This window comes from Streptomyces cucumeris (assembly GCF_024295805.1).
In the GTDB taxonomy this organism is placed as follows: Bacteria; Actinomycetota; Actinomycetes; order Streptomycetales; family Streptomycetaceae; genus Streptomyces; species Streptomyces cucumeris.
Map to the genome: position 1 here is coordinate 34,441 of NZ_JANCLX010000009.1, position 24,323 is coordinate 58,763.

The window sequence follows — 24,323 nt, forward strand, 5'->3', positions numbered from 1 at the left end:
CAGCCCGGCCCACCGCAAGTGGACGCCAGTCACAGTCCGCTTCCTTACGATGGCCCGGTGAGCAGTGACACCGCGACCCACGCGCAGCCGGGCCACGCCGCCGGCCAGCACGCCCCGGCCTGGCAGCGCCGACTGCGCCGCTTCGGCTACGCGGGCCGGCCCCGGTCCGATGTACGCGAGCGGCTGGTCCCGCCGTACCCGCAGCAGGGCGCCCGGCTGTGGGAGACGCTCGGCGCGACCCCCACCGCGGCGGCCCGGATCGCCCGCTGGTCGGGCTGGGCCGGACCGCTGCTCGTCGCGCTCTGCGCCGGGCTGGTCCGCTTCTGGCGGCTGGGCAGCCCGGACAACGTCATATTCGACGAGACGTACTACGCCAAGGACGCCTGGTCGCTCTGGGAGTTCGGCTACGAGGGCACCTGGCCGAAGAACGCCAACGAGCAGATCCTCGGCACCCCGCAGCACATCCCGCTCAGCGACGCCGCCGCGTATGTGGTCCACCCGCCGGTCGGCAAGTGGGTCATCGGCATCGGCGAGCAGATCTTCGGGCTGAACCCGTACGGCTGGCGGTTCATGGTCGCGCTGCTCGGCACGCTGTCGGTGCTGATGCTGTGCCGGATCGGACGGCGGCTGTTCCGCTCGACGTTCCTCGGCTGTCTGGCGGGCGCGCTGCTCGCGGTGGACGGACTGCACTACGTGATGAGCCGCACCGCCCTGCTCGACCTGGTGCTGATGTTCTTCGTGCTGGCCGCCTTCGGCTGTCTGCTGGTGGACCGGGACCATGCGCGGGCCCGGCTCGCCGCGGCACTGCCGACCGGTGAGGACGGTACGGCCCGGCCGGACCCGGCGGTCGCCTGGAGCCTGAAGCTGGGCCCGCGGCCCTGGCGGATCGCAGCCGCGGTGATGGTGGGCCTGGCCATCGGCACCAAGTGGAGCGGGCTCTATGTACTGGCCGCCTTCGGGCTGATGACCGTCCTGTGGGACGTGGGCGCACGCCGTCTGGCGGGGGTCAGCAGCCCCTACCGGGCGGTGCTCCGGCGCGATCTGGGCTGGGCGTTCCTGTCCACGGTGCCGGTCGCGCTGATCACCTACATCGTCTCCTGGTCCGGCTGGTTCGCGACCGCCGGCTCGTACACCAAGCGCACCGGCTGGCAGGACAGCGGCTACTTCCGCCACTGGGCCGAGACCGACGGCGGCTACAGCAGCGGCGGGGCGTTCTCCTGGCTGCTCAACCCGCTGCGCAGCCTGTGGCACTACGAGAGCGAGGTCTACCAGTTCCACGTGGACCTGGACTCATGGCACGTCTACCGGTCCCAGCCCTGGAGCTGGCTGGTCCAGGGGCGTCCGGTCTCCTACTTCTACGAGTCGCCCAAACCGGGCGAGGCGGGCTGTCCCTCCGGCACCGCCGAGAAGTGCGCCCGCGAGGTCCTGGCCATCGGCACCCCGCTGCTGTGGTGGGCGGCCTGCTTCGCGCTGGTGTACCTGCTGTACCGCTGGGCGCTGCGGCGTGACTGGCGGGCGGGCGCGATCCTGTGCGGGGTGGCGGCGGGCTATCTGCCGTGGTTCCTCTACCTGGACCGCACGATCTTCTCCTTCTACGCCGTGGTCTTCGTGCCGTTCCTGTGTCTGGCGGTGGCGATGATGATCGGCGCGATGCTGGGGCCGCCGGGGGCCTCGGAGACCCGGCGGGTGGTGGGCACCGTCGGCTCCGGAGCGCTGATCCTGCTCATCATCTGGAACTTCATCTACTTCTTCCCGCTCTACACCGGCCAGACCCTTCCGATCGACGCCTGGCGGGCGCGGATGTGGCTGGACTCCTGGATCTGAACCGAGCCCCGGAACCCGCTGTCCGCCGGGCCTCCGGGCCCCCGGACAGGGGCTCCGGCGGTGGCGGCGGAGCCCGTCGGGGATGCCGGTAGAGTGCCTCCACCGCGGCCTCCATCGGACTGGTGGGGGAATTCGAGGACTGTGGGGGTCTGCAATGCGGAGTGGCGCGAGAGCCGCGATCGCCGGTGCGCTGTTCGCCGCCATGATCGGTACGGCCGGTTGCGGCGGGGGTCAGGACGATGCGTCGGGAGGGAAGAACGGCGCGGACGCCGGGGGAGGCAACAACTCCCTGAAGGGCGCGAAGACCGGCCCGCCCAGCGCGGCCGAGGTCAGGACAACCGCCAAGGAGTTCCTCGCGACGTGGTCGTCCGGGTCGGCGGCGAAGGCCGCGGAGCTCACCGATGACACCGAGGCGGCCACCACGGCGCTCACCGGGTACCGGAAGAAGGCCCATGTCGACAAGGTGGCGCTGAAGCCGGGGAAGCCGAGCGGCCGGACCGTGCCGTTCTCGGTGAACGCCCGGATCTCCTACGGCGGCCGGCAGGTCCCACTGACCTACGCCTCATCGCTCACGGTCACCCGTGACACCGGCTCGGGCAAGGCCGTCGTCGACTGGAAGCCGTCGGTGGTGCACCCCAAGCTGCGCACCGGTGACACCCTGAGGACCGGTGAGGCCGACGCCCCGCCGATCAAGGCCGTGGACCGCGATGGCGCGGAGCTGAGCGCCGAGGACCACCCGACGCTGAAGACCGTCCTCGCCGGACTGCGCGAGCGCTACGGCAAGAAGGCGGGCGGCACGGCCGGGGTCGAGACCTGGATCGCCCGCGCCAAGGGGTCCAAGTCCCCCGACGAGACACTGAAGGTGCTCTCCAAGGGCACCCCCGGCACCCTGCGCACCACGATCGACGCGGGGCTCCAGCGCACCGCCGAGCGGGCGGTGAGCAAGCGCGCCAAGGCGTCGGTGGTCGCCGTGAAGCCCAGCACCGGGGAGATACTGGCGGTGGCCAACTCCCCCGCGAACGGCTTCAACGCGGCCCTCCAGGGCTCCTACGCACCCGGCTCCACGATGAAGGTCATCACCTCGGCCACCCTGATCGACAAGGGTCTGGCCGCGTACGGCAAGGCGCACCCGTGCCCCAAGTACTCCTCGTACGGCGGCTGGAAGTTCCAGAACGACGACAAGTTCGAGATCAAGGGCGGCACCTTCGAGCAGAGCTTCGCCCGCTCCTGCAACACCGCCTTCATCAGCCAGGCCGCGAAGCTGAAGGACGACGACCTCACCAAGGAGGCCCGGGATGTCTTCGGTATCGGCCTCAACTGGCAGACGGGCGTGCCCTCCTTCGACGGCGCAGTGCCGGTGCAGTCCGCGGCCTCCAAGGCCGCCTCGCTGATCGGCCAGGGTGGGGTGCGGATGAACCCGCTCAACATGGCGTCGGTCTCGGCCACCGCCTCCACCGGTGTCTTCCGCCAGCCGTACCTGGTCGCGCCGTCGCTGGACGACCGGACGCTGGCCAAGGCCCCGCGCACCATGAAGCCGGGCACCCGTGAGCAGTTGCGCAAGCTGATGCATCTGACCGCCACCTCCGGCACCGCCGCGGAGGCCATGTCCGGGATGAGCGGCGACTTCGGCGCCAAGACCGGTTCGGCCGAGGTCGACGGCCAGAAGCAGCCCAACGGCTGGTTCACCGCCTACCGCGGCGACCTGGCCGCGGCCGGTGTGGTCCCCGAGGGCGGCCACGGCGGTGACACCGCGGGCCCGATCGTGGCCTCGGTGCTGCGCGCGGGCTGACGGCGAGCCCGGATAGGCGAAGGGGCCGGGCGGGCGCGGGAACTCCGCGTCCGCCCGGCCCTTTTGGGCTGCCGGTCAGCTGAGCGGGTGGCCCGTGGTGCTGTCCACATGGGCCGGGATCTCGCCCTCGTGGCGGTCCCCGGTCGTCCAGGTCCCGGAGGGCTCGACCATGAGGATCGAGGCCCCGGGTGAGGACGGCTTGTGCTCGGTGCCCCGGGGGACGGTGAACGTGTCACCGCGCCGCAGGACGACGGTGGTCTCGGTGCCGTCGGCGTCCCTCAGCGCGATGTCGAAGCGGCCGTCGAGGACGAGGAAGAACTCGTCGGTGTCGTCGTGCACGTGCCAGATGTGTTCGCCCCGGGTGTGGGCGATCCGGATGTCGTAGTCGTTCATCCGGCCCACCACGCGGGGGCTGTAGACGTCGTCGAAGGAGGCCAGCGCCTCGGTGAGATTGACGGGTGCGAGGTCCATGCACCGATCCTCCGCGACGGGTCCGGGCCCCGTCTTGAACGCCGGTGCGCTCCTGGCCGGGGCCTGTTCGGGGGCCAGGGGTCCAGGTCCTGTCCTGTCGGTCTTCGTGGATCAGCCCGGCGAGGCACGGTGGCGGGCGTCGCGGGCCCACGAAGACCGGCAGGACACGCCCTAGCTGCTCCCGGCGGACAGTTCGCCCAGCAGCCGCCAGGTGCGTCGCCGGTCCTCCGCGGTGCCCATACCGGTCTGGGAGGCGATCAGCTCGGTGGCGCCCGCCTCGATATGGCGGCGGAGCTCGGCCGCCACGGTCTCCTCGTCGCCGATCGCCATGACGTCCCCGGCCCGTTCCACCCCCGCGCGGTCCAGGATCGCGCGGTAGGACGGGATGCCCTCGTAGAAGGCGAACTGTTCGCGGGCCCGCTGCCGTACCGCGTCCGTATCCGCCGTGACCAGCGCGGGGACCATGGCGACCACCCGCGGGGCGGGCCGACCGGCCGCCTGTGCCGCGGCGCCGATGGTGGGCACGACGTAGTCGGCCAGCGCCCGGGGCGCGGCGAGGAAGGGCACCGTACCGTCGGCCAGTTCCCCGGTGGCGCGCAGCGCCTGCGGGCCCATCGCGGCGACCAGGACCGGGGGCGCCTCCGCGCCCGCCACCGAGACCGGGCCGAAGACGGTGCGGGCGCGCAGGGTCTCGCCGGCGAAGTCGGCCGCGCCCTCGCGCAGCAGACCGCCCAGCACCGTGAGGTATTCGCGCAGGTGCCGGATGGGCCGGTCGAAGGGGACCCCGAAGCTCTCCTCCACGAAGCTCTTGCTGGAGAGCCCCAGCCCGAGCCGGAACCGTCCGGCGGAGGCCGCCTGGGCGGTGCGCGCCTGCGCGGCGAGGGTGATCGGATGCCGGGGGTAGACCGGCACCACACCGGTGCCGGTCCGGATCCCGGGAACGGCCTGACCGGCGAGCGCGGCCAGCGTCATCGCGTCGACGTCCTGGCGCTGGGCGAACCACACCGCGCCGATCCCGGCCGCGGCGGCTTCCTGGACCTGATCGAGCAGCTCGGTCACCAGATTGCCGGGGTGGTCGTCACCGGCAGGCAGGGCAATACCCAGCGACATCCGCATATCTCCTCTTCATGGCGTTATGGGTCTTTCAGCGTGATACAGCCTTTTCTAGCCTTGTGACATTGCTGACGTCCCGGTGGTGCGCGGCGTACGGACGAGCCGCCTCCAGGCGCGTGAAACCGGTAACCCGGCGGGTCCGGACCGCATTCCGGTACCGGGAAAATGCCCTCGCGTGGCTCAGTGGCGCCCCGATAGCGTCGAGGCCATGGCCATTCCGGATTCCGTAGCTCATCCACGGTTCGCCGACGCCCTGCGCGAACTCGGCCTGGAGGTGGAGGTGCGCGCCTTCCCCGACGCCGTCCGCACCGCGGCCCAGGCCGCCGCGGCGCTCGGGTGCGAACTCAGCCAGATCGTGAAGTCCCTGGTCTTCGAAGCCGACGGCGCACCGGTGCTGGTGCTCGTGGACGGCGCCTCACGGGTCGACGTCGAGCGGGTGCGCGAGGAGCTCGGCGCCGGATCCGTCCGGCGCGCCGATCCGTCGGTGGTCCGGGAGACCACGGGCTACGCCATCGGCGGGGTGCCGCCCTTCGGCCACCGGGTGCGCACCCGGGTGCTGGCCGACCGCGGACTGCTCGGCCACCCGGTGGTGTGGGCCGCCGCGGGCACCCCGCACACCGTGTTCCCGCTGCCCCCGGCGGAGTTGGTCACCCACGCCGGAGCCACCGTGGCGGACGTGCGCGAGCGCACCGCGTGACCCCGCTCGTCGCGGTCGCGGTGCTCATCGCGGCCATCACCCACGCCAGTTGGAACGCCATCGCGCACGGCATACGCGACCAGCTTCTCGCCTTCACCCTGGTCGGCGGTGGCGGGGCGGTGTGCGGCCTGGCGATGGCCGCCTTCACCCCGGTGCCGGACGCCGCCGCCTGGCCGTATCTGCTGGCCTCCGCGGTGGTGCACGTCATCTACTACGTCCTGCTGATGCGGTCGTTCCACCTCGGTGACTTCGGCCAGATGTATCCCATCGCGCGCGGCACCGCGCCCCTGGTGGTCACCGTGCTGGCCGCGGTCTTCGTCGGCGAGACCCCGGACGCCTGGCAGGCGACGGGGATCGCGCTGGCCTCGGCGGGACTGCTGGGCGTGGCGCTGTGGGGCGTCCGCGGCGGCCGCCGGGCCGCTGCCGACGCCGACGCCACGGCGAACGGCGCCACGGCGAGCGGCGGACGGCCCTGGCTGGCGCTCACCGCGGCGGTCGCCACCGGTCTGTCCATCGCCGCGTACACGGTCATCGACGGCCTCGGCGTGCGCGCCTCCGGCAGCTCGATGGGTTATATCGCCTGGCTGATGATCCTGGAGGGCTTCGCCGTCCCGGTGTACGCCCTGGCGGTCCGCCGCCGCGCGCTGATCGGGCAGCTCCGCCCGGTCGCGCTGCGCGGACTGCTCGGCGGGGTGCTGTCGGTCTTCGCGTACGGCCTGGTGCTGTGGGCGCAGACACGGGCGCCGCTGGCCCCGATCGCGGCGCTCCGCGAGTCGTCGATCATCGTGGGCGCGGCGATCGGCGCGCTCTTCTTCAAGGAGCGGTTCGGCGCCCCGAGGATCGCCGCGGCCGGTCTGATGGTGGCGGGCATCGGCCTGATGCTGCACGCCGGTTGACCCCTCATGACGGCCCCCCGGTGGGGCAGAATGAGGACACCGTCGTCACTCGAGGGGGCCCGGTGCGGATCGACGTGGACGTGAACGGCGATGAGCGGGAGCTGCGTTCGCTGTACGACTGGCTCGGGCGGGATCCCGCGACACGCCGCGGCGCCCGGGTGGAGCTGGTCCAGCCGGTGCCCGCGCCGGGGCATATGGGAGCGGTCGCCGAGGTGCTCCAGCTCATCACCGACAACGCGTGGAGCGCGGCGTCCTTCGCGCTGGCCCTGAGCACCTGGCGGCAGACCCGTCCCCAGGCGCGGCGGATCGTGGTCCGGCGCGGCGATCTCTCGGTCTCGATCGAGAACGGCGACGAGGAGGAGCTCCGGCGGCTGATCGCGGCGCTGGAGCGACCGGACGCCGGACCGGAACCGGAACCGGGAGCGGACCCGGAGAGCGGCGGCGGCGAGGGGCGGTAGGCGTGACGGCCCTGCCCGACCCCGCGGCCTCGCGGGCGGTGCTCATCGGCACCGGTGACTACGTCCATCTGGAATCCATCCCGGCGGTGTCCGCCAATCTGGGGGCGCTGGCCGACGCGCTGTGTTCCGCACGCTCCTGGGGCCTCGCCCGGGAGCACTGCACGGTGATCGAGGACCCGGTGGCCGCGGTCGACGTCCTGGAGGCGGTCCGCACCGCCGCCGAGGAGGCCACCGACACCCTGCTGGTGTACTTCGCCGGACACGGTCTGGTCGAACCGCGCCGCGGTGAGCTGTACCTCGGACTGACCCGCTCGATGCCACAGCGGTCCTACACCGGTCTGCCGTACGGCGCCCTGCGCGATGTGGTGCTGGACGGGCGGGCCGACCGTCAGGTGATGCTGCTGGACTGCTGCTTCAGCGGGCGCGCGCTGGGCTTCATGGCGAGCGCGGACTCGGTCGTCGACCGGGCGGAGACCGAGGGCACCTATCTGCTGGCCGCCGTGCCCGACACCAGCTACGCGCTCGCCCCGCCCGGTGAACCCCACACCGCGTTCACCGGTGAGGTGCTCCGGGTGCTGCGCGACGGGGTGCCGGACGGGCCGGAGTTACTCGACCTGGACACCGTCTACGCCCGGGTGCACGCGGCGCTGCGGGCCAAGGGGCGGCCGCTGCCGCAGAAGCGCGCCCGCAACAGCGCCGGACGGCTCGCCCTGGTCCGTAACGCGGCCTGGGTCCCGCCGGGTTTCGGACCGCCGCCCCCGCCGCATACGGTCGTGCCGCCCCGGCCCACCCGGCCCCCGGCACCCGCCACCGGAGATCCGCGCCGCCGCCGGATCCGCGCCGCGGTGGTGGGGGCGGTGAGCGTCGCGCTGCTGGCCGCGGGCATTCCGCTGGCGCGCGGCTGGCTGGCGGACGACGGGGACGGGAAACCGTCGGCGGCGGACGGACGGCCGAAGGACGCCGTGGTCACCACCGGCTACAACGCCGCGACCAAGGGCATCGTGAACCCTTCGACAGACCGCGACGGTGAGCTGCGGTTCGTCGCCGCATGGGAGGACTCCTGGGACCCCCAGCGGATGTACTCCTCCGGCGGATGGAACTTCGCCCGCTACTTCACCCGCCAACTGGTCACCTGGTCCACCGCCCCCGGGGACAAGAGCACCACGCTGGTGGCGGACCTCGCGAAGGACACGGCCCGGGTGACGGACGGCGGGCGGACCTACACGTACACCCTGCGCGAGGGCGTCACCTGGGAGAACGGCAAACCGGTCACCGCGCAGGACATCAAGTACGGGATCGAGCGCGGCTGGGCGACCGATGTCCTGCCCGGCGGCCCGGACCAGCTCCAGCGAGCGCTCGACCCCGAGCACACCTACCGGGGACCGTACAAGGACACGGGAGGGCTCAAGGCCATCGAGACGCATGGCGACAGCACCATCGTCTTCCGTCTCCCCAAGCCGGACGCGGACTTCGAGCAGTTGCTTGCGATGCCCGCGGCCTCGCCGGTGCCCAAGTCCGCGGACACGAAGAAGAAGTACGGCGAGCGTCCTCTCTCCTCCGGCCCGTACAAGTTCGTCTCCCCCAGGACGAGCGGACCCCTGAAGCTGAAGCGGAACGACGAGTGGGACAGGAAATCGGATCTGATCCGCACCGCCCTGCCGGAGACGATCCGCCTCGATGTCGACGAGAACCCGGGAAGCCGGAGCAATGGCCTCTTCAGCGGCAGATACGACCTGGAGCTCACTCCCGCCGCCCTGCAAGACGGACCCCGGATCCAGGCCATGGCACGGGGCAAACTCAGGGAGCAGCTCGACAATCCCCGGACCGGACTCACCCGCTTTCTGGCCCTCCCCCGGTCCGTCACCCCCATGGACAACGTCCACTGCCGCAGGGCGGTCCGGCTCGCCGTGGACCGGAAATCCGTGCAAACCGCCTTCGGCGGCGCCGGCGCGGGGGGCGACCTCGCCGCGACCCTGCTTCCCCCGTCCCTCGGGGGTTCCACGAACGGCGCACCGGCGGAGGTCGATGCCTCCGCGGCCAAGGACGAGTTGAAGAAATGCGGCCACACGAAGGGCTTCTCGACCACCCTCGCGGTCCGGAACGACCGCACGCCCGAGCGTGATGCCGCCGAGGTGGTTCAGGAGTCCCTGAAGCAGGCCGGGATCACCGTCAGGATCGAGGAGATCCCCTTTGGTGAGATGCTCACCGCCACGGGCTCGCCCAGCACCGTGAAGAAGAAGGGCTACGGCATCATCCTCACGACGTGGGGCGCGGACGTCCCGACCGCTCAGGGCTTCCTCCGGCCCTTGGCCGACGGCCGTTTCATCGAACCCACGGGCAACTACAACTCCGCCCTGGTCGACAACACCGCGATCAACGAGCGCTTCGACGCCGCGACCGGCGGCCTGAGCGTCAAGAAGGCCGCGGAGCACTACGCGGCGATCGACAAAGCCCTGGTCGACGACGCCGCCTACGTACCGCTCCTCTTCCAGCGGGGCTACAGCTGGCGCAGCACCCGGCTCACCAATGTGCACACCAGCGACGCGTACTCCGGCGGCTATGACATGGCGACCCTGGGGGTCAAGGGCTGACGCCGTACGCGGAAGGGCCCCCGCCCGGGGGCACGGCCGGGCGGGGGCGGCTGGGGCGGGTCACCCCTCGCGGGGTGACGGCACTGCGTTCGCGACGGCTTCGGCGACGCCGGGTGGCGCGGGTACCGGGGTGGGCGGGGCGGCGGGTTCACCGCGGCGGGGCCGTCCCGCCTTGATGCGCTCCACCGCGTCGAGCAGATCCCGCTGCCCGACCCGGTTCCGCCCGGTGCGCAGCACCTCGGCCGCCGCGTCGATCACCGCGCGGCAGATGTCCCGCCCGGTGACGTCGTCGACCTCGGCCAGGGCCTCGGGTGAGACGGTGTCGTCCCGGGGCAGGGCCTCGGGGAGGTGGCGCCGCCAGATCTGGGTGCGGGCCGCCCGGTCCGGGCTGGGGAACCGGACGTGCCACACCCTGCTGTCGAACGCGGTGTCATACGCGGTCACCAGGTTGGTGGCGAACACCACCAGCCCCTCATGGCTGTCCAGCGCGGTGAGCATCTCGCTCCGCATGGCGTTCACCGCGGCCTCCGAGCCATGGCTCGTGGTCTCGAACCGCGCGGACATCAGTGAGTCCGCCTCGTCGAGGAAGAGCACCGCGCCCTGCTCACGGGCGGCGTGGAAGAGCGCCGCGAGGTTCTTCGGGCCCTCCCCGTGGAACTTGCTCTCCAACTGCGAGCCCCGGGCCACGATCACGGGGCGGCCCAGCCGGTCGGCGATGGCATGCGCGGCGAGGGTCTTGCCGGTGCCGGGCCCGCCTTCGAGGTTCACCGCCGAGCTGGGGTGCGGCTGGATGCTCCGCAGCCCCCAGTCGTCGAACAGCACCCCGCGCCGCTCCACGGTGTGCACCGCGCGCAACAGGTGCTCCAGGGTCCCCTCGGGCAGCACCAGGCGGTCGAAGGTGTACAGCGGGGCGGTGGCGGTGAACCACCGGGCCCGTTCGGCCGTCGACGGTTCGTCCGGCGCGGGCGCCGGGTCCGCCCCGTCCGGTATCCGCTCGTCCGCCGGCCAGGGGCGGTTGGTGAGGGTCACGGTGAGCGGACGCGGCCCGTGGCTGACGCTGAACGCCTTGGCGGCGGCGATCAGCCGGGTGCGCAGCAGCCCCGCCTCGACGGCGTCGGCGCTCCGGGGGATACCGCTGACGGCGAAGGAGTGACGGACGGCCCCCGCCGTGTGGGCCCCGGGGTGTCCGGCGGCCGCGGTGGCGCGGTCCCCGGTCCGTCCATGGCTCTTCACGGAGCTCTCTCCTCCTCTCTGGGTGGCTGCGCGGATGGCGGCTCGGCGGGTCATCCCCATACGGCGACCTGGTGGGCGGCGTGGGCGCTGCGTACCCGCTCGTCGGCCTGTTTGCCCTCGACCCGGCGGCTGTCGACGAACTTCTCCAGGGAGGTGTCGAACAGGCCCTGGATATAGGTGACGTTGCCGTTGCGGATGTCCTCGGCGACGGTGATGGCACGCAGGTCGGGGTCGGTCTGGAGCCGCTCGCCGCGGGCGCGGAACCAGTCGGTGAGGAATTCGATGGTCACCATGACGACGTAGACCACCGCGACGGCGCCCAGGCCGCCGAGCGCGACGAGGACCATGGCCAGCAGACTCAGCATGACGGTGCAGCCTCTCCGAAGACGATGAGATCGGTGTCCCCGAAGGCGTCGGACAGTTCGTCGTCCAGCCTCCGGGCCCGGCAGATCCAGACCGGGGCGGGCGTGCCGGTCCCGCCGTCGCCACCGCCGTCGCGGACCCGGCCCTGCCGGGGCTCGCGGTGCTCGCGGTTCCGCCGGTCCTCGCGGTGGCCGTCGCTCTCGCCATGGCCGTCGCCCAGCGGGGTGCCGTCCTCGTCCAGGAAGAAGGTCTGTACGAGGAATTCATGGCCCGTGCGGCGGCGGAGGACCGCGCCGGCCGTCGCGCCGGGCGCCTGGGAATGGTTGGTGACCAGGAAGTCGACCACATCGGCGTAGCCGAGGACATCACGCAGCGGCGGACGCTTGGCGTTGAGTTCGTCCCTGGCCTCGCTGATGCGGTCGCCCCAGTTGATGAGGGATTCGATCCGGCGGAGCATGGTGTCGGCGGTGCCCAGCAGACGGTCGGACGTCGCTCCGTCCCGCGCTGCGCGGTGTTCGGACATGGCTTCTCCGTTTCTCGGATGGCGGGCCCCCGCTCTCCCCTCGGGGGCCCGCTTCCGATCCTCCGCGCCGGGGGTGTCGCTCCGCGTCCCACGCCGGTGCGGGGAATTCCGGCCGCCGGTGTCGTCTCCCGTGACGACAGAATCCGACAACGGCCTCCTAGACGCCGCGCCGCGGCGGGTGGGCGCCCAGTGCGCTGAGCCTGCGCAGCAGCAGATCCGGCTTGCTGTGCCGGGAGCACACGTACATCGCGAACATCATGCGGACGTCGGCGGGCTTGGAGCGGATGCCGCAGACCGTCATGGCCCGTTCGATCTGGGTGCGGACGGTCGAGACCTTCACATCGAGCTGGGCGGCGGTCTCCTCGTAGGAGTAGCCGTCCGCGTACCACTCCAGCGCCCGGACCATTCCGTCGCTCAGCCCGGCCGCCCAGCTCGAGAACACCACCGGCTCATGGGCCGTGGCCGGGTGGCCGGGTGCCGCCGGGTCCGGTACGTCCGGCAGGGTGATCCGGCCGAGCCCGGCCGCGGCGCAGCGGGTGCGCAGCAGATGGAGGTCCTCGCGGTAGCACTCCTCGGTGACGTCCAGTTCGTCCAGGATCCAGGCCACCCGCCCGCCGCGGGCGGTGCGCGCCAGCACATCGGCGAGATAGGGCTCCACGGTGAGGCCGCACTCGCGCACGGCCGCCTCCAGCGCGGAGGCCAGATGCGGTTTGAGCCAGTGCGGATGGTGGCGGGCGTCCCATACGGCGTTGGCCAGCACGACCGCGCTGACCGTCTTGCCGAACACCGCGCGCGCCCCGCACACCCACGGCGCGACCCGCTGCCGCCACTGCTCGGAGGCGGTGCACACCACCACGTCCGAGCGCCGCACCAGTTCGGTGAACCGCTCGGCGGTGCCGACGCCCCGCAGATCGGCCACGCAGACGTCGTACTCAGCGCCGCTGACGGTCAGCCGCTCCACCGAGGGAACGTCGCTCACCACCGTCAGCCGTGGGTCCGCGTCGAGCGCGGCGACCAGGCCCCGCCGGGTCATCTCGTGGTCCTCGACCACCGCCACCTGGAGCGGCGGTCCGCCACCGTGCTCCGCAGTGCCGTCCCTCATGCCGATCCCCCCCTGTTCCGGCACGTCGGTGTGCCGTGTTCCGTGCCCGCGCCGCGCGGGACAGGGATCGGCACGGTGCGCGGGCGGAAGTCCGCCGTGCCGCGGGGGGTGGTGGAGCGCGCGCCGCTCGTCCGCGCACGGCCGTCGGCCGTCTCCGTACGCTCCACCTGGTTCCCCCGTCGTCCCCCGACCTCCGGCAGGGCGGCGCCATTGCCCATGGCGTCCGTTCTCATGCCAGGGGCATGGCCCTGCCGGAAGACCTCCCAGTCTGGGCAGACCGGGGAAGGCGCAATAGGGACCCTTGGCCCTTGATCAGGTGACCGGCGCGGATACCGGAGGGCGCATGGAGGCATTCAAGGGGCGTGCGAACGAAGGGAGTTCACGCCGGGGCGGTGCGCTACTCCTCCCGGGCCGCCAGGGACGTCCGCACCGCGCGTACCAGCGCCTGCGCCCGCGGATCCGCGGTGACCCCGCGCTGCATCCCGTTGGTGACATAGCCGAAGCCGATCCGGGCCCCGGGGTCGGCGAAGGCGAGCGAGCCACCGCGGCCCGGGTGGCCGAAGGAGCCGGGCCCGAGCAGCGGGGACGCCGGTCCGTGCAGCATGTAGCCGAGCCCGAAGCGGGTACCGACCACCAGCACCCGGTCCGGCCCCGCCGACTCCTCGGTACGGGCCAGGGTCAGGGTCGCCGGGGCGAAGAGCCGTCCCCCCGCGCGGGCGGTGCGGGCCGAGGGCAGCGGCCCGATCAGCGCCGCGTAGAAGCGGGCCAGCGCGTCGGCGGTGGCCACCCCGCCCGAGGCGGGCAGTTCAGCGGCGAGATACGCCGGGTCGTTCTCGTCCGGCAGCGGGGTGATCGCGGCGAACGCCCGCCGCGTCAGCGACTCCGGGTCCTGGTACGCCTCGGTGACCGACCGCTTGGGGCGCAGCCGCAGCCCCTGGGCGGCGGGGCCCGCGGGCGCCTCGACGGACGCGATCCGGCCGACGCGTGCGCGCTGCTCCGCGGGGAGCCCGAGCCACAGGTCGAGGCCGAGCGGACCGCTGATCTCCTCGGCGATCCAGCGTCCGATGGTCCGTCCGGTCACCCGGCGCACCAGCTCGCTCATCAGCCAGCTATAGGTCTGGGCGTGGTAGCCGTGGTCGGTTCCGGGTTCCCACACGGGACGCTGGGCGGCGACGGCCCGCGGACCGGATGTCCCGTCCACCGCCTCGTCCGGGGTCAGCGGGGTGTCGAGCACCGGTATCCCGGTGCGGTGGCCGAGCAGATGCCGTACGAGCACCCGCTCCTTGCCGTTCGTCTTGAACTCCGGCCAGTAGGTGCCGACCCGGCCGTCCAGGTCGAGCTGGCCGCGCTGGTGGAGCAGCAGCGGCACCGCGGCGGCGACGCCCTTGGTGACGGACCGGACGACCTGCGCGGTGTGCCGGGTCCACGGCTCCGCGGTGCCGTCGGCCGGGTCGTCCGCGTACCGGACACCGCCCCACAGGTCGACGACCTTCTCGCCCTCGCGGTAGAGAACCACGGCCGCGCCGCGCTCACCGCGGCGGGCGAAGTTCTCGGCGAAAGCGTCCCGGACCGGTTCGAAACCGTCGGCCACCGTGCCCTGGACGTCCACCACTGATCCGACTCCTGCCCTGCCGACCCGACCGAGTGCGCTGTGTCTTCCGCTGTGCCCCCCTTATGGTGCAACGGACCCCGGCGCAGGTCCGGACCGGGCCCCCTTCCTCGGCCACCTCCGGCCGGGTCCACGGCAGGATCCGCTCACCCGCCGGATCCGCTCACGCGCCGGGGACCGTCACCGAGCCGGGGTCGAAGCCGAACGGCAGCTCCAGCCGGTGGGCGCGCATCAGCTCCTCGTCGCACAGCAGCCGCTGGGTGGTGCCGTCGGCGGTGATCACCCCGCCGGAGAGCACCACGGAGCGCGGGCACAGCTCCAGCGCGTACGGCAGATCGTGGGTGACCATCAGCACCGTGACGTCCAGCGAGCGCAGGATGTCGGCCAGTTCACGGCGCGAGGCCGGGTCGAGGTTGGACGACGGCTCGTCCAGGACCAGGATCTCCGGCTCCATCGCGAGCACCGTGGCGACGGCCACCCGCCGCCGCTGGCCGAAGGAGAGGTGATGCGGCGGCCGGTCGGCGAAGTCCGCCATCCCGACCCGCTCCAGCGCGGTGCGTACCCGCTCCTCCAGCTCCGCGCCGCGCAGCCCGGCCGCGGCCGGGCCGAACGCCACGTCCTCCCGGACGGTCGGCATGAACAACTGGTCGTCGGGGTCCTGGAAGACGATCCCCACCCGGCGGCGGATCTCCGGCAGGTTCCGCTTGGCCACCGGCAGTCCGGCGACGGTGACCGTCCCCGCGCCCGCGCCGAGGATCCCGTTGAGGTGCAGCACCAGGGTGGTCTTGCCCGCCCCGTTGGGACCGAGCAGGGCCACCCGCTCCCCGCGGGCGACGGTGAGGTCCACCCCGAAGAGGGCCTGGTGACCGTCGGGATAGGCGTAGGCGAGACCGGACACCTGGAGCGAGGGCGGCGCCTCGGGCCCGGTGGCCGGTGTCTTCGGGGTCTCGGCTGCGGTCACGTGAGCATCCATCCGGTCAGGCAGACCGCCAGCGCGGTCAGCGGGAGTGCGGCGGCGTACGTCCACTGGGTCCGGGACGCGGTCACCTCGTCGATCACCGGCATGGTGCCCGTGTAACCGCGGCTGACCATCGCCAGATGGACCCGCTCGCCCCGCTCGTAGGAGCGGATGAACAGCGCACCGGCCGATTTCGCGAGCACCCCCCAGTGCTGGATCCCCCGCGCCTCGAAACCGCGCGAGCGGCGGGCGATCCGCATCCGGCGCATCTCGTCGGTGATCACGTCCCCGTAGCGGATCATGAACGAGGCGATCTGCACCATCAGCGGGGGCATCCGCAGCCGCTGGAGCCCGAGCAGCAGCGAACGCAGTTCGGTGGTGGATGCCAGCAGCACCGAGGCGGCGACACCCAGGGTGCCCTTGGCCAGGATGTTCCAGGCGCTCCACAGCCCGGACTGGCTGAGCGACATCCCCAGCACCGTGGTCCGCTCGCCCTCCGCGACGAACGGCATCAGCAGGGCGAAGGCCACGAACGGGATCTCGATCAGCAGCCGCCGCAGCAGGAAGCCCGCGGGAATCCGGGCCACCGCCGCCACTCCGGCCAGCAGCAGCGCGTACGCCCCGAAGGCCCAGACCGCCTCGCGCGGAGTGGAGACGACCACCACGACGAAGCAGAACACCGCGGCGATCTTGCAGTGCGGGGGCAGTGTGTGCACGGGAGAGCGGCCCTCCCGGTAGAGCTGGTGGGCGTGGCCCGCGCCCATGTCAGGACGTCTCGGCGGGCTCGGCCGCCGACCTGCGCCTGCGCACCACCACGAAGACCCCGGTCCCCACGGCGAGGGTGGCGCCGACGCCGATGACCCCGGCGAGACCGCCGGACAGCCGGGTGTCGGTGATGTCCTTCACGCCGTAGTCGGCGAGCGGGGAGTCCTTGGTGGCGTGGTCCTCGGTCTTCTTGTCGATGCCCTTGTCGGCGGCGACCTTCTCCAGCCCGTCCGGGCTGGCGGAGGCGTAGAAGCTGACCACACCCGCGCAGAGCAGGGCGGCGGCCAGACCGGCCAGCCAGACCCGGCGCGCGGAGCTGCGCGGGGCGGCGGTCGGGGCCGGGGCCGCGGCGGCGGGGGCCGCGGGCTCCGGCGCCGCCGTGGCCCCGGGCTCATCGGCCGACCGCGCGGCGGCGGGGGCCGCGGCGGGCGCGCCGGGGGTGGCCACCGGACCGGTGTTGCGCAGCTCCAGGGGGCGGGCGGCCACTCCGCGGGCGCCGTGGACCAGATCCGGGCGGACGGCCATGACCGCGCCGACGGTCAGGGCGGTGATCGCCGCCTCGCCGATGCCGATCAGTACATGCACCCCGAACATGGCCGTGAAGACCTTGCCGATGGGGACGTCGGTGGTGCCGCCCAGCGCGTAGAGCCCGGTGAACGCGGCCGCCGCGGCCGGGACGGAGACCAGCGCCGCCACGAAGGAGGCGACCGTGACGGTGCGGCGGCGGCCCGGGGCCAGCTTCAGCAGCCCGCGGAAGATCGCGTAGGCCACGACCGTGGTGACCACCGCCATGTCCGTGATGTTCACACCGAGCGCGGTGAGGCCGCCGTCGGCGAACAGCACGCCCTGCATCAGCAGCACCACGGAGACACAGAGCACCCCCGTGTAGGGGCCGACGAGTATCGCCGCCAGCGCCCCGCCCAGCAGATGTCCGCTGGTCCCGGCGGCCACCGGGAAGTTCAGCATCTGCACGGCGAAGATGAAGGCGGCGACCAGACCCGCCAGGGGCGCGGTGCGCTCCCCGCCGCCCGTACCGGCGTCGCCGGCGGGCCCGCCCGCCGTGTCCAGCAGCTCCCGGCGGGCACCGCGGAGACTGACCGCGACGGCGGCAGCAGCGACCACACCGGTCGCCGCCGACACCGGGGCGTTGATGAATCCGTCGGGGACATGCATCCGGGGCTCCGCTCCTGAGCTGCGAGTTTCGGCTCGATGGTAGCGCCTGCCTGCGAATGCTTCGCAAGAGCGGAGAGATCGCAAAAAACGCCGATGGCGACCTTCCGTTTGTGGGAAGGCCGCCATCGGCGCCGTGGGCGCCCCCTGGACACCCGTGGATCAGGCATGGATCAGACGCGGGTCAGCTCCGTGTCCTTCTCCGGTGACGCGGTGCCGGTGGCGAGCTGCTTCTGGAGCTGCTCCCCCTCCACGTCCACGTTCGGCAGCGCCTTGTCCAGCCAGCGCGGCAGCCACCACGCGGACTTGCCGAGCAGGGCGAGCACCGCCGGAACGATGGCCATGCGGACGATGAACGCGTCGAAGAGGACCGCGATGGCGAGACCAAAGCCGATCATCTTCACCATCGAGTCGGTGGAGCCGATGAACCCGGAGAAGACGCTGATCATGATGACCGCGGCAGCGGTGACCACCCGGGCACCGTGCCGGAAGCCGGTGACGATGGCCTGGCCGGGACGCTCGCCGTGGACGAACGCCTCGCGCATCCGGGTCACGAGGAAGACCTCGTAGTCCATCGCGAGACCGAACACCACACCGATCATGAAGATCGGCATCATGCTCATGATCGGGCCGGTCTCCTCCACATTGAGCAGACCCGCCAGCCAGCCCCACTGGAAGACCGCCACGACCGCGCCCAGCGCCGCGACCACGGAGAGCAGGAAGCCGAGCGCCGCCTTGAGCGGGACCAGGATGGACCGGAAGACGACCATCAGCAGGAGGAAGGCCAGACCCACCACCAGTGCCAGATACGGCACCAGTGCATCGTTGAGCTTCTTCGAGATATCGATGTTCATCGCGGTCTGCCCGGTGACCAGCATGTCGGCGCCGGTGTCGGACTTGATCGAATCCGCCGTGTCGCGGATGTCGGCGACCACATGCTCGGTGTCGATGCTGCTGGGCTTGTACTTGGCCACCACCGACAGCATGGCGGTGTCACCGGCCTTGTTGAAGCTGGCCGGGCTGACCCCGGCGACGCCGTCGATGCCCTTGATGGTCTTGCGGACCTGGTTGGCGGCGCCCTTGGGATCGTCGCTGTTCTTGGTGTCGACGGTGATCATCAACGGACCGTTGAACCCGGGGCCGAAGCCCTCGGACACCATGTCGTACGCCTTGCGCTTGGTGGTGCTGGTCGGCTGCGAGCCGTCGTCGGGCAGTCCGAGCTCCAGGCTCGCCACCGGGGCGGCAGCGACACCCAGGCCGAGGACGGCCACCACCAGCACCATCACCGGGCGGCGCAGCACGAACCGGGCCCAGCGGGTACCCGCGTTCTCCTTCTTCTCGCCCGTGTCGGCGCCCGCCTCGGCCGCCTTGCGGGCCTTGCGGCTGACGATCCGCTTGCCGGCGAAACCGAGCAGCGCCGGGATGAGGCTGATCGCGATCAGGACGGCGATCACCACGGTGCCCGCGGCGGCGAAGCCCATCTTGGACAGCATCGGGATGTTGACCACGGCGAGGCCGACCAGGGCGATGACCACCGTGAGGCCGGCGAAGACCACCGCGGAGCCCGCGGTGCCCACGGCCCGTCCGGCGGCTTCCTCGTGGTCCCGTCCCTCGGCCAGCTCCGCCCGGTAGCGGGAGACGATGAACAGCGCGTAGTCGATACCGACCGCGAGGCCGATCATCATCGCCAGCGTGGAGGTGGTGCTGGACAGACCCAGGGTGGAGGCCAGCGCGGTGATCGACGAGATACCGATACCCACACCGATCAGCGCGGTCAGCAGCGGCATTCCGGCCGCGATCAGCGAGCCGAAGGTGATGGCGAGGACCACGGCGGAGACCGCGATACCGATCACCTCGGTGGCACCGGTCTCGGGCATCTCCTGGAGCGCGTCACCGCCGATCTCCACGGTCATCCCGGAGTCACGGGCGTGTTCACCCGTGTCCTCCAGCGCGTCCCGTGTCTTGTCCTCCAGCTCCATGGAGTTGACCTTGTAGGTGGTCAGGATGTACGCCGTGGAGCCGTCCTTGCTGACCCCCTTCGAGACATAGGGGTCGGCGACCGAAGCGACCTGGTCGGAGCTGGACTTGAGCTCGCCGATGACCTTCTTGACGGCCTGCTTGTTCGCCGGGTCCGTCATCTTCTCGCCGTCGGGAGCACGGAAGACCACGCGGGCGGTGGCGCCATCGGCGCTGCTGCCCGGGAAGCGCTGCTCCAGCAGGTCGAACGCCTTCTGCGCCTCCGTACCCGGGACGGAGAAGTTCTCATTGGCGGGCGGAGAGGCGGTGGCGGCGCCGGCACCGGCGACCACCAGCAGCGCCACCCATATCAGGGAGACGAGACCGCGGCGCCGGAAGGCGAAACGGCCGAGTTTATAGAGGAACGTGGCCACGAGAAGGAGTGCTCCCGTCGAATAGATGGCACGAACAGGCGGGGATGACCGGCCGGCGACGAGAGCGGCGCGCCGACTGGCGACTATGTGGTTGTGTGGGGAAATCGGGGAGTGCGGGGAGTGCGGGGAGGTCAGACGCCGAGGGCGGGGAGGATCACGGCATCGATGAAGTCCTCGAGGTACTCGAGATCAGGCTCTTTCCCCTCGATGAACGGGCGGGCGACATAGGCGCCGCACACGATGTGCCCGACATAGCGCAGGGCGGGCGTTCCAGGGGCGATCTCCCCCCGGTCGACGGCACGTGCCAGCAGGGCGTTGAGCGCCTCGATCTCGGGGTAGACCAACAACTCGCGCAGGGCTTCCTGGAGGTCCTCATGCTCATGAACGGCCTGGGCGAGCCCCCTCATCAGCGCCGCGTCCCGCTCCCGGGAGGGCTCGGAGCACCTGACGATCTCATGGAGGTCGCCGCGCAGCGATCCGGTGTCGATGTCCTCGAGCAGAATCGGCTTGGTACATCGCAGGGCGGTGGCGACCAGCTGCGGCTTGCTCTTCCACTGGCGGTAGAGCGTGGCCTTGCTGGAGTGGGTGCGGGCCGCGACGGCGTCCATCGTCAGGGCGTCATACCCGACCTCCTGGAGCATGTCGACCACGGCTTCGCAGAGCTCGCGCTCACGCTCGGGGGACAACCGACTGCGGCGCACCCGGGCGGTGGGCCGGTCTTCTGTCTGCTGGTCCGTCGCCTGCATGGGGCGCCTCCCTCCGAACGAAACGGTTTCGTACTCGACCAGCATAAGCCCCTCACTAGCGAAACCGAGCCGTTTCGCTGGTGGTGTCCGTCACAGAACCGAGTTGCTCCCGGTCGCCTGGCCCGAAAACATGGGTGGAGTGAGCGACGCACACCGCGAACCACCGCGCCCTGGCAGCGATCATGACTCCGCCTATCTGCGATTCCCGCATCTCCACGGCGAGTTGATCTGCTTCTCCGCCGAAGACGATCTGTGGGTGGCGCCGCTGGCCGCCCCGGGGCAGGCCCCGGGCCGTGCCTGGCGGCTGACCGCGGACCGTACCCGGGTGGGCCATCCCCGCTTCTCCCCGGACGGCTCCCAGATCGCCTTCACCACCTGGCGCAGCCTGGATCCCGAGATCCATCTCGTCCCGGTGGACGGCGGGCCGACCCGCCGGCTGACCTACTGGGGCAGTACGGATGCCCGGGTCTGCGGCTGGACGCCCCCGGACGCCGACGGCCGCTCCCAGATCCTCGCCGTCTCCTCCCACGGCCAGCCCTTCTCCCACTTCTCCTGGGCCTACGGCCTGGCCACCGACGGCGGCCCCGGGGGACGGCTGCCCTGGGGGCCGGTGTCCGACATCGCCGTGGCCGACCAGGACGGTGAGCACCGCACCCTGCTGCTCACCGGCAAACCGCCGCATGAACCCGCCTCCTGGAAGCGCTACCGGGGTGGGGCCACCGGACGGCTGTGGCTGCACGGCACCCGGCTGCTGCCCGACATCGGCGGCCATCTGGACTCGGTGATGTTCGTCGGCGACCGGATCGCCTTCCTCTCCGACCACGAGGGCATCGGCAACCTCTACTCCTGTCTGCCGGACGGCTCCGATCTGCGCCGCCACACCGACCACGCGGACTTCTACGCCCGGCACGCCTCGACCGACGGCTCCCGCGTGGTCTACCAGTGCGCGGGCGACCTGTGGCTGGTGGACGACCTCGCCCCGGAGTCCGTACCGCGCCGGCTGGCCGTACGGCTGGGCGGACCGCGCACCGGACGGCGGCCCTACCAGATCCCGGCCGCCTCGCACGTCGACTCACTGGCGGTGGACACCACCGGCCGGGCCAGCGCGGTGTGCGTACGCGGCAGTCTGTACTGGCTGACGCACCGCGACGGCCCCGCCCGCACCCTCTCCGACACCCCCGGGGTCCGGGTCCGGCTCCCCTCGGTCCTGGGCGCCACGGGCCGGGTGGCGTATGTGACGGACGCCGAGGGCGAGGACGCGATCGAGATCGGCTACCTGCCGCGGGCCACCGAGGCGGGCGAATCCCGGCGGCTGGCCGCCGGGGAGCTGGGCCGGGTGCACGAGGTGGAGCCCGCCCCGGACGGGGATCTGCTGGCGGTGGCCTCCCATGACGGGCGGCTGCTGCTGGTGGACACCTCCCCCGATGGGAACGGCGAGGTCACCGAGCTGGTGCGGTCGCTCAACGGCCCGGTGGGCGATCTCGCCTTCTCCCCCGACTCCGCCTGGCTGGCCTGGTCCCACCCGGGTATCGGGCGTTCCCTGCGCTCTATCAAGATCGCCCGGCTGTCGGACCGGACGACGGTGGACGTGACCAACGGCCGGTTCGAGGACGAGGAGCCGGTCTTCACCAGCGATGGCCGCTATCTCGCCTTCCTCTCCTGGCGCGGTTTCGACCCCGTCTACGACGTGCACACCGGCGATCTCTCCTTCCCCCTGGGCTGCCGCCCCTATCTGGTGCCGCTGTCCTCCGCGACCCCCTCCCCCTTCGCGTTGTCCCCCGAGGGGCGGCCGGCGGCGGGCGGGCTGGACCCGGACGACGGCGCGGCCGAGGGCGACGGCACCGTCACCGTCGAGGTGGAAGGGCTGCCGAGCCGGGTCACCGTCTTCCCGGTGCCCGCCTCCAAGTACTCCTCGCTCTATCCGGTCAGCGGCGGCGGACTGGTGTGGCTGCGCTGGCCGATCTCCGGCGCGCTCGGCGAGACCTTCGCCAATCCGGCCGACACCTCCGCCCGCCCCACCCTGGAACACTTCGACCTGGCGAAGGCCAAGCGCAGTGAACTCAGCGCCGAACTGGACTGGTTCGCGGTCAGCGGCGACGGCTCCCGGCTGGTGGTCAACGACGAGGGTGATCTGCGGGCGGTGCCCGCCACCGAGTCCGGCGACGGGGACTCCACCGTCCACATCGACATGCGCCGGATCCAGCACACCGTCGATCCGGCCGCCGAGTGGCGGCAGGCCTATGAGGAAGCGGGCCGGATCACCGGGGCCTACTTCTGGGAACCGGATATGTGCGGGATCGACTGGGGCGGGGTGCTCGACCAGTACCGGCCGCTGGTCGAACGGGTCGCCTCACCCGACGAGTTCGCCGATCTGCTGCGCGAGGTGATGGGCGAACTGGGCACCTCCCACGCCTATGTCAGCTCCGCGCGCCGCAACGAGGGCCCGGCCCACTACCAGCGCCCCATCGGGCTGCTGGGCGCCAACCTCGCCCGCACCAAGGAGGGCGCCTGGATCGTCTCCCGCATCCTGCCCGGGGAGTCCTCCGACTCCCGGGCGCGATCGCCGCTGGCGGGAGCGGGCATCCGGGAGGGCGCCACCCTCACCCATGTCGACGGGCGCCCGGTGGACCCGCTGTCCGGGCCCTCTCCGCTGCTGACCGCCGCGGGCGGCACCACGGTGGAGCTCACCTTCGCCCCGTCCGAAGGGGACGGGCCGCCGCGCCGGGTCGCCGTGGTCCCGCTGATCGACGACCGGCCGCTGCGCTACCAGGACTGGGTGGCCAAACGCCGCGCGGTGGTGCGGGAGTTGAGCGACGGACGGTGCGGCTATCTGCACATCCCCGATATGGGCGGTTCCGGCTGGGCCCAGTTCAACCGGGATGTCCGCCGGGAGATGTCGCTGCCCGCCCTGATCGTGGATGTCCGGGGCAACGCGGGCGGCAACATCAGCGAGCTGGTGGTCGAGAAGCTCACCCGCACGGTGATGGGCTGGGACCTCACTCGCAACGCCCAGCCCGTGTCGTACACCAGCAACGCGCCGCGCGGGCCGGTCGTCGCCGTCGCCGACGAGATGACCTCCTCCGACGGGGACATGATCGCCGCGGCGATCAAGGTGCAGGGCATCGGCCCGGTGGTGGGGCTGCGTACCTGGGGCGGGGTGGTCGGGATGACCGGCCGTCATCTGCTGGGCGACGGTACGGCGATCACCGTGCCGATGAACGCCGCCTGGTTCGACGCCTACGGCTGGGGCGTGGAGAACCACGGGGTGGAGCCGGACATCGAGGCGCCGCGCTCCCCGGTGGACTGGGCCGAGGGGCGCCATCCGCAGCTCGGGGTGGCGGTCCGTACGGCGCTGGAACTGCTGGAGCGCCATCCGGCGGCGAGCCCGCCCGGCTATGCGGACGTCCCGGATCTGCGGCGCCCCGAACTCCCGCCGCGCAACGGGAACTGAGCCCGGCTCCGGGTACCGGGAACTGAGCCCGGCTCCGGGTACCGGGAACTGAGCCCGGCTCCGGGTACCGGGAACTGAGCCCGGCTCCGGGTACGGCGAAGGGGCGCGCCCCTGTTGGAGCGCGCCCCGTGGCCCGACCCTCGCGGCGGGGCGCGGGCGCCCCACCCCCGCAGC

19 protein-coding genes are annotated in these 24,323 nt (G+C 72.0%); 7 read left to right on the forward strand and 12 right to left on the reverse strand.

The window, feature by feature from the left end; translation table 11 throughout:
- Positions 1-57: 57 nt before the first annotated feature.
- Both NMK44_RS15780 and NMK44_RS15785 read left to right on the forward strand, forming a co-directional pair.
- The gene (locus NMK44_RS15780; RefSeq protein WP_254743457.1) at positions 58-1,824 is read left to right on the forward strand and encodes a dolichyl-phosphate-mannose--protein mannosyltransferase; all 1,767 of its coding nucleotides are present in this window, start codon (positions 58-60) and stop codon (positions 1,822-1,824) included.
- 154 nt (positions 1,825-1,978) lie between these two features.
- Positions 1,979-3,613 (forward strand): penicillin-binding transpeptidase domain-containing protein, encoded by a 1,635-nt coding sequence (locus NMK44_RS15785; RefSeq protein ID WP_254743459.1) that lies wholly within the window; start codon positions 1,979-1,981, stop codon positions 3,611-3,613.
- Between the two features lie 75 nt (positions 3,614-3,688).
- Here the strand turns inward: NMK44_RS15785 and NMK44_RS15790 are convergent, their stop codons facing one another.
- Entirely contained in the window at positions 3,689-4,084 is a 396-nt protein-coding gene (locus NMK44_RS15790; protein ID WP_254743461.1) for a cupin domain-containing protein, read from the reverse strand.
- A gap of 171 nt (positions 4,085-4,255) precedes the next feature.
- Entirely contained in the window at positions 4,256-5,194 is a 939-nt protein-coding gene (locus NMK44_RS15795) for a TIGR03564 family F420-dependent LLM class oxidoreductase (RefSeq protein ID WP_254743463.1), read from the reverse strand.
- Positions 5,195-5,405: 211 nt separating this feature from the next.
- On the opposite strand from NMK44_RS15795, the gene NMK44_RS15800 reads away from it, so the two are divergent.
- Genes NMK44_RS15800 through NMK44_RS15815 form a run of 4 tightly spaced genes read left to right on the forward strand, consistent with a single transcriptional unit; the run spans position 5,406 to position 9,839 of the window.
- Positions 5,406-5,894, forward strand: coding sequence for a YbaK/EbsC family protein (locus NMK44_RS15800; protein WP_254743465.1), 489 nt, complete (start codon positions 5,406-5,408; stop codon positions 5,892-5,894).
- Positions 5,891-6,790: an EamA family transporter gene (locus NMK44_RS15805; protein WP_254743466.1), complete on the forward strand. Its 900-nt coding sequence runs from the start codon at positions 5,891-5,893 to the stop codon at positions 6,788-6,790. The genes NMK44_RS15800 and NMK44_RS15805 overlap by 4 nt, the downstream gene beginning before the upstream one ends.
- A 20-nt stretch (positions 6,791-6,810) precedes the next feature.
- A complete protein-coding gene (locus tag NMK44_RS15810; protein ID WP_254743468.1) occupies positions 6,811-7,248 on the forward strand; it encodes an effector-associated constant component EACC1 in 438 nt (145 codons plus the stop codon).
- A gap of 2 nt (positions 7,249-7,250) precedes the next feature.
- Entirely contained in the window at positions 7,251-9,839 is a 2,589-nt protein-coding gene (locus tag NMK44_RS15815) for a caspase, EACC1-associated type (protein ID WP_254743470.1), read from the forward strand.
- Positions 9,840-9,899: 60 nt separating this feature from the next.
- On the opposite strand, the gene NMK44_RS15820 is transcribed toward NMK44_RS15815, so the two are convergent.
- The 10 genes from NMK44_RS15820 to NMK44_RS15865 all read right to left on the reverse strand — a co-directional run bounded on the left by NMK44_RS15820 (position 9,900) and on the right by NMK44_RS15865 (position 20,653).
- Positions 9,900-11,072 carry an ATP-binding protein gene (locus NMK44_RS15820; protein ID WP_254743472.1) on the reverse strand — a complete coding sequence of 391 codons (1,173 nt, stop codon included), beginning with the start codon at positions 11,070-11,072 and terminating at the stop codon, positions 9,900-9,902.
- A 50-nt stretch (positions 11,073-11,122) separates the two neighbouring features.
- Positions 11,123-11,437: a hypothetical protein gene (locus NMK44_RS15825; RefSeq protein WP_254743474.1), complete on the reverse strand. Its 315-nt coding sequence runs from the start codon at positions 11,435-11,437 to the stop codon at positions 11,123-11,125.
- Complete coding sequence (locus NMK44_RS15830) at positions 11,431-11,958, reverse strand: hypothetical protein (RefSeq protein ID WP_254743476.1); 528 nt, start codon at positions 11,956-11,958, stop codon at positions 11,431-11,433. Before NMK44_RS15830 ends, NMK44_RS15825 begins: the two co-directional genes overlap by 7 nt.
- 157 nt (positions 11,959-12,115) lie before the next feature.
- The gene (locus NMK44_RS15835) at positions 12,116-13,060 is read right to left on the reverse strand and encodes a sigma factor-like helix-turn-helix DNA-binding protein (protein ID WP_254743478.1); all 945 of its coding nucleotides are present in this window, start codon (positions 13,058-13,060) and stop codon (positions 12,116-12,118) included.
- Positions 13,061-13,457: 397 nt separating this feature from the next.
- A complete protein-coding gene (locus NMK44_RS15840) occupies positions 13,458-14,672 on the reverse strand; it encodes a serine hydrolase domain-containing protein (protein WP_254743480.1) in 1,215 nt (404 codons plus the stop codon).
- A 160-nt stretch (positions 14,673-14,832) separates the two neighbouring features.
- The gene (locus NMK44_RS15845; protein ID WP_254743482.1) at positions 14,833-15,642 is read right to left on the reverse strand and encodes an energy-coupling factor ABC transporter ATP-binding protein; all 810 of its coding nucleotides are present in this window, start codon (positions 15,640-15,642) and stop codon (positions 14,833-14,835) included.
- Positions 15,627-16,391, reverse strand: coding sequence for a cobalt ECF transporter T component CbiQ (gene cbiQ / locus NMK44_RS15850; RefSeq protein WP_254743484.1), 765 nt, complete (start codon positions 16,389-16,391; stop codon positions 15,627-15,629). Before cbiQ ends, NMK44_RS15845 begins: the two co-directional genes overlap by 16 nt.
- A 1-nt stretch (position 16,392) precedes the next feature.
- Entirely contained in the window at positions 16,393-17,565 is a 1,173-nt protein-coding gene (locus NMK44_RS15855) for an energy-coupling factor ABC transporter permease (RefSeq protein ID WP_254743486.1), read from the reverse strand.
- Positions 17,566-17,735: 170 nt separating this feature from the next.
- On the reverse strand, positions 17,736-19,952 hold the full coding sequence (locus tag NMK44_RS15860; protein WP_254743488.1) for an MMPL family transporter: 2,217 nt from the start codon (positions 19,950-19,952) through the stop codon (positions 17,736-17,738).
- Between the two features lie 131 nt (positions 19,953-20,083).
- Complete coding sequence (locus tag NMK44_RS15865) at positions 20,084-20,653, reverse strand: TetR/AcrR family transcriptional regulator (RefSeq protein ID WP_254743854.1); 570 nt, start codon at positions 20,651-20,653, stop codon at positions 20,084-20,086.
- A 175-nt stretch (positions 20,654-20,828) separates the two neighbouring features.
- Here NMK44_RS15865 and NMK44_RS15870 point away from each other — a divergent pair, with 175 nt between their 5' ends.
- On the forward strand, positions 20,829-24,149 hold the full coding sequence (locus tag NMK44_RS15870; RefSeq protein ID WP_374215281.1) for a S41 family peptidase: 3,321 nt from the start codon (positions 20,829-20,831) through the stop codon (positions 24,147-24,149).
- Positions 24,150-24,323 lie beyond the last annotated feature (174 nt).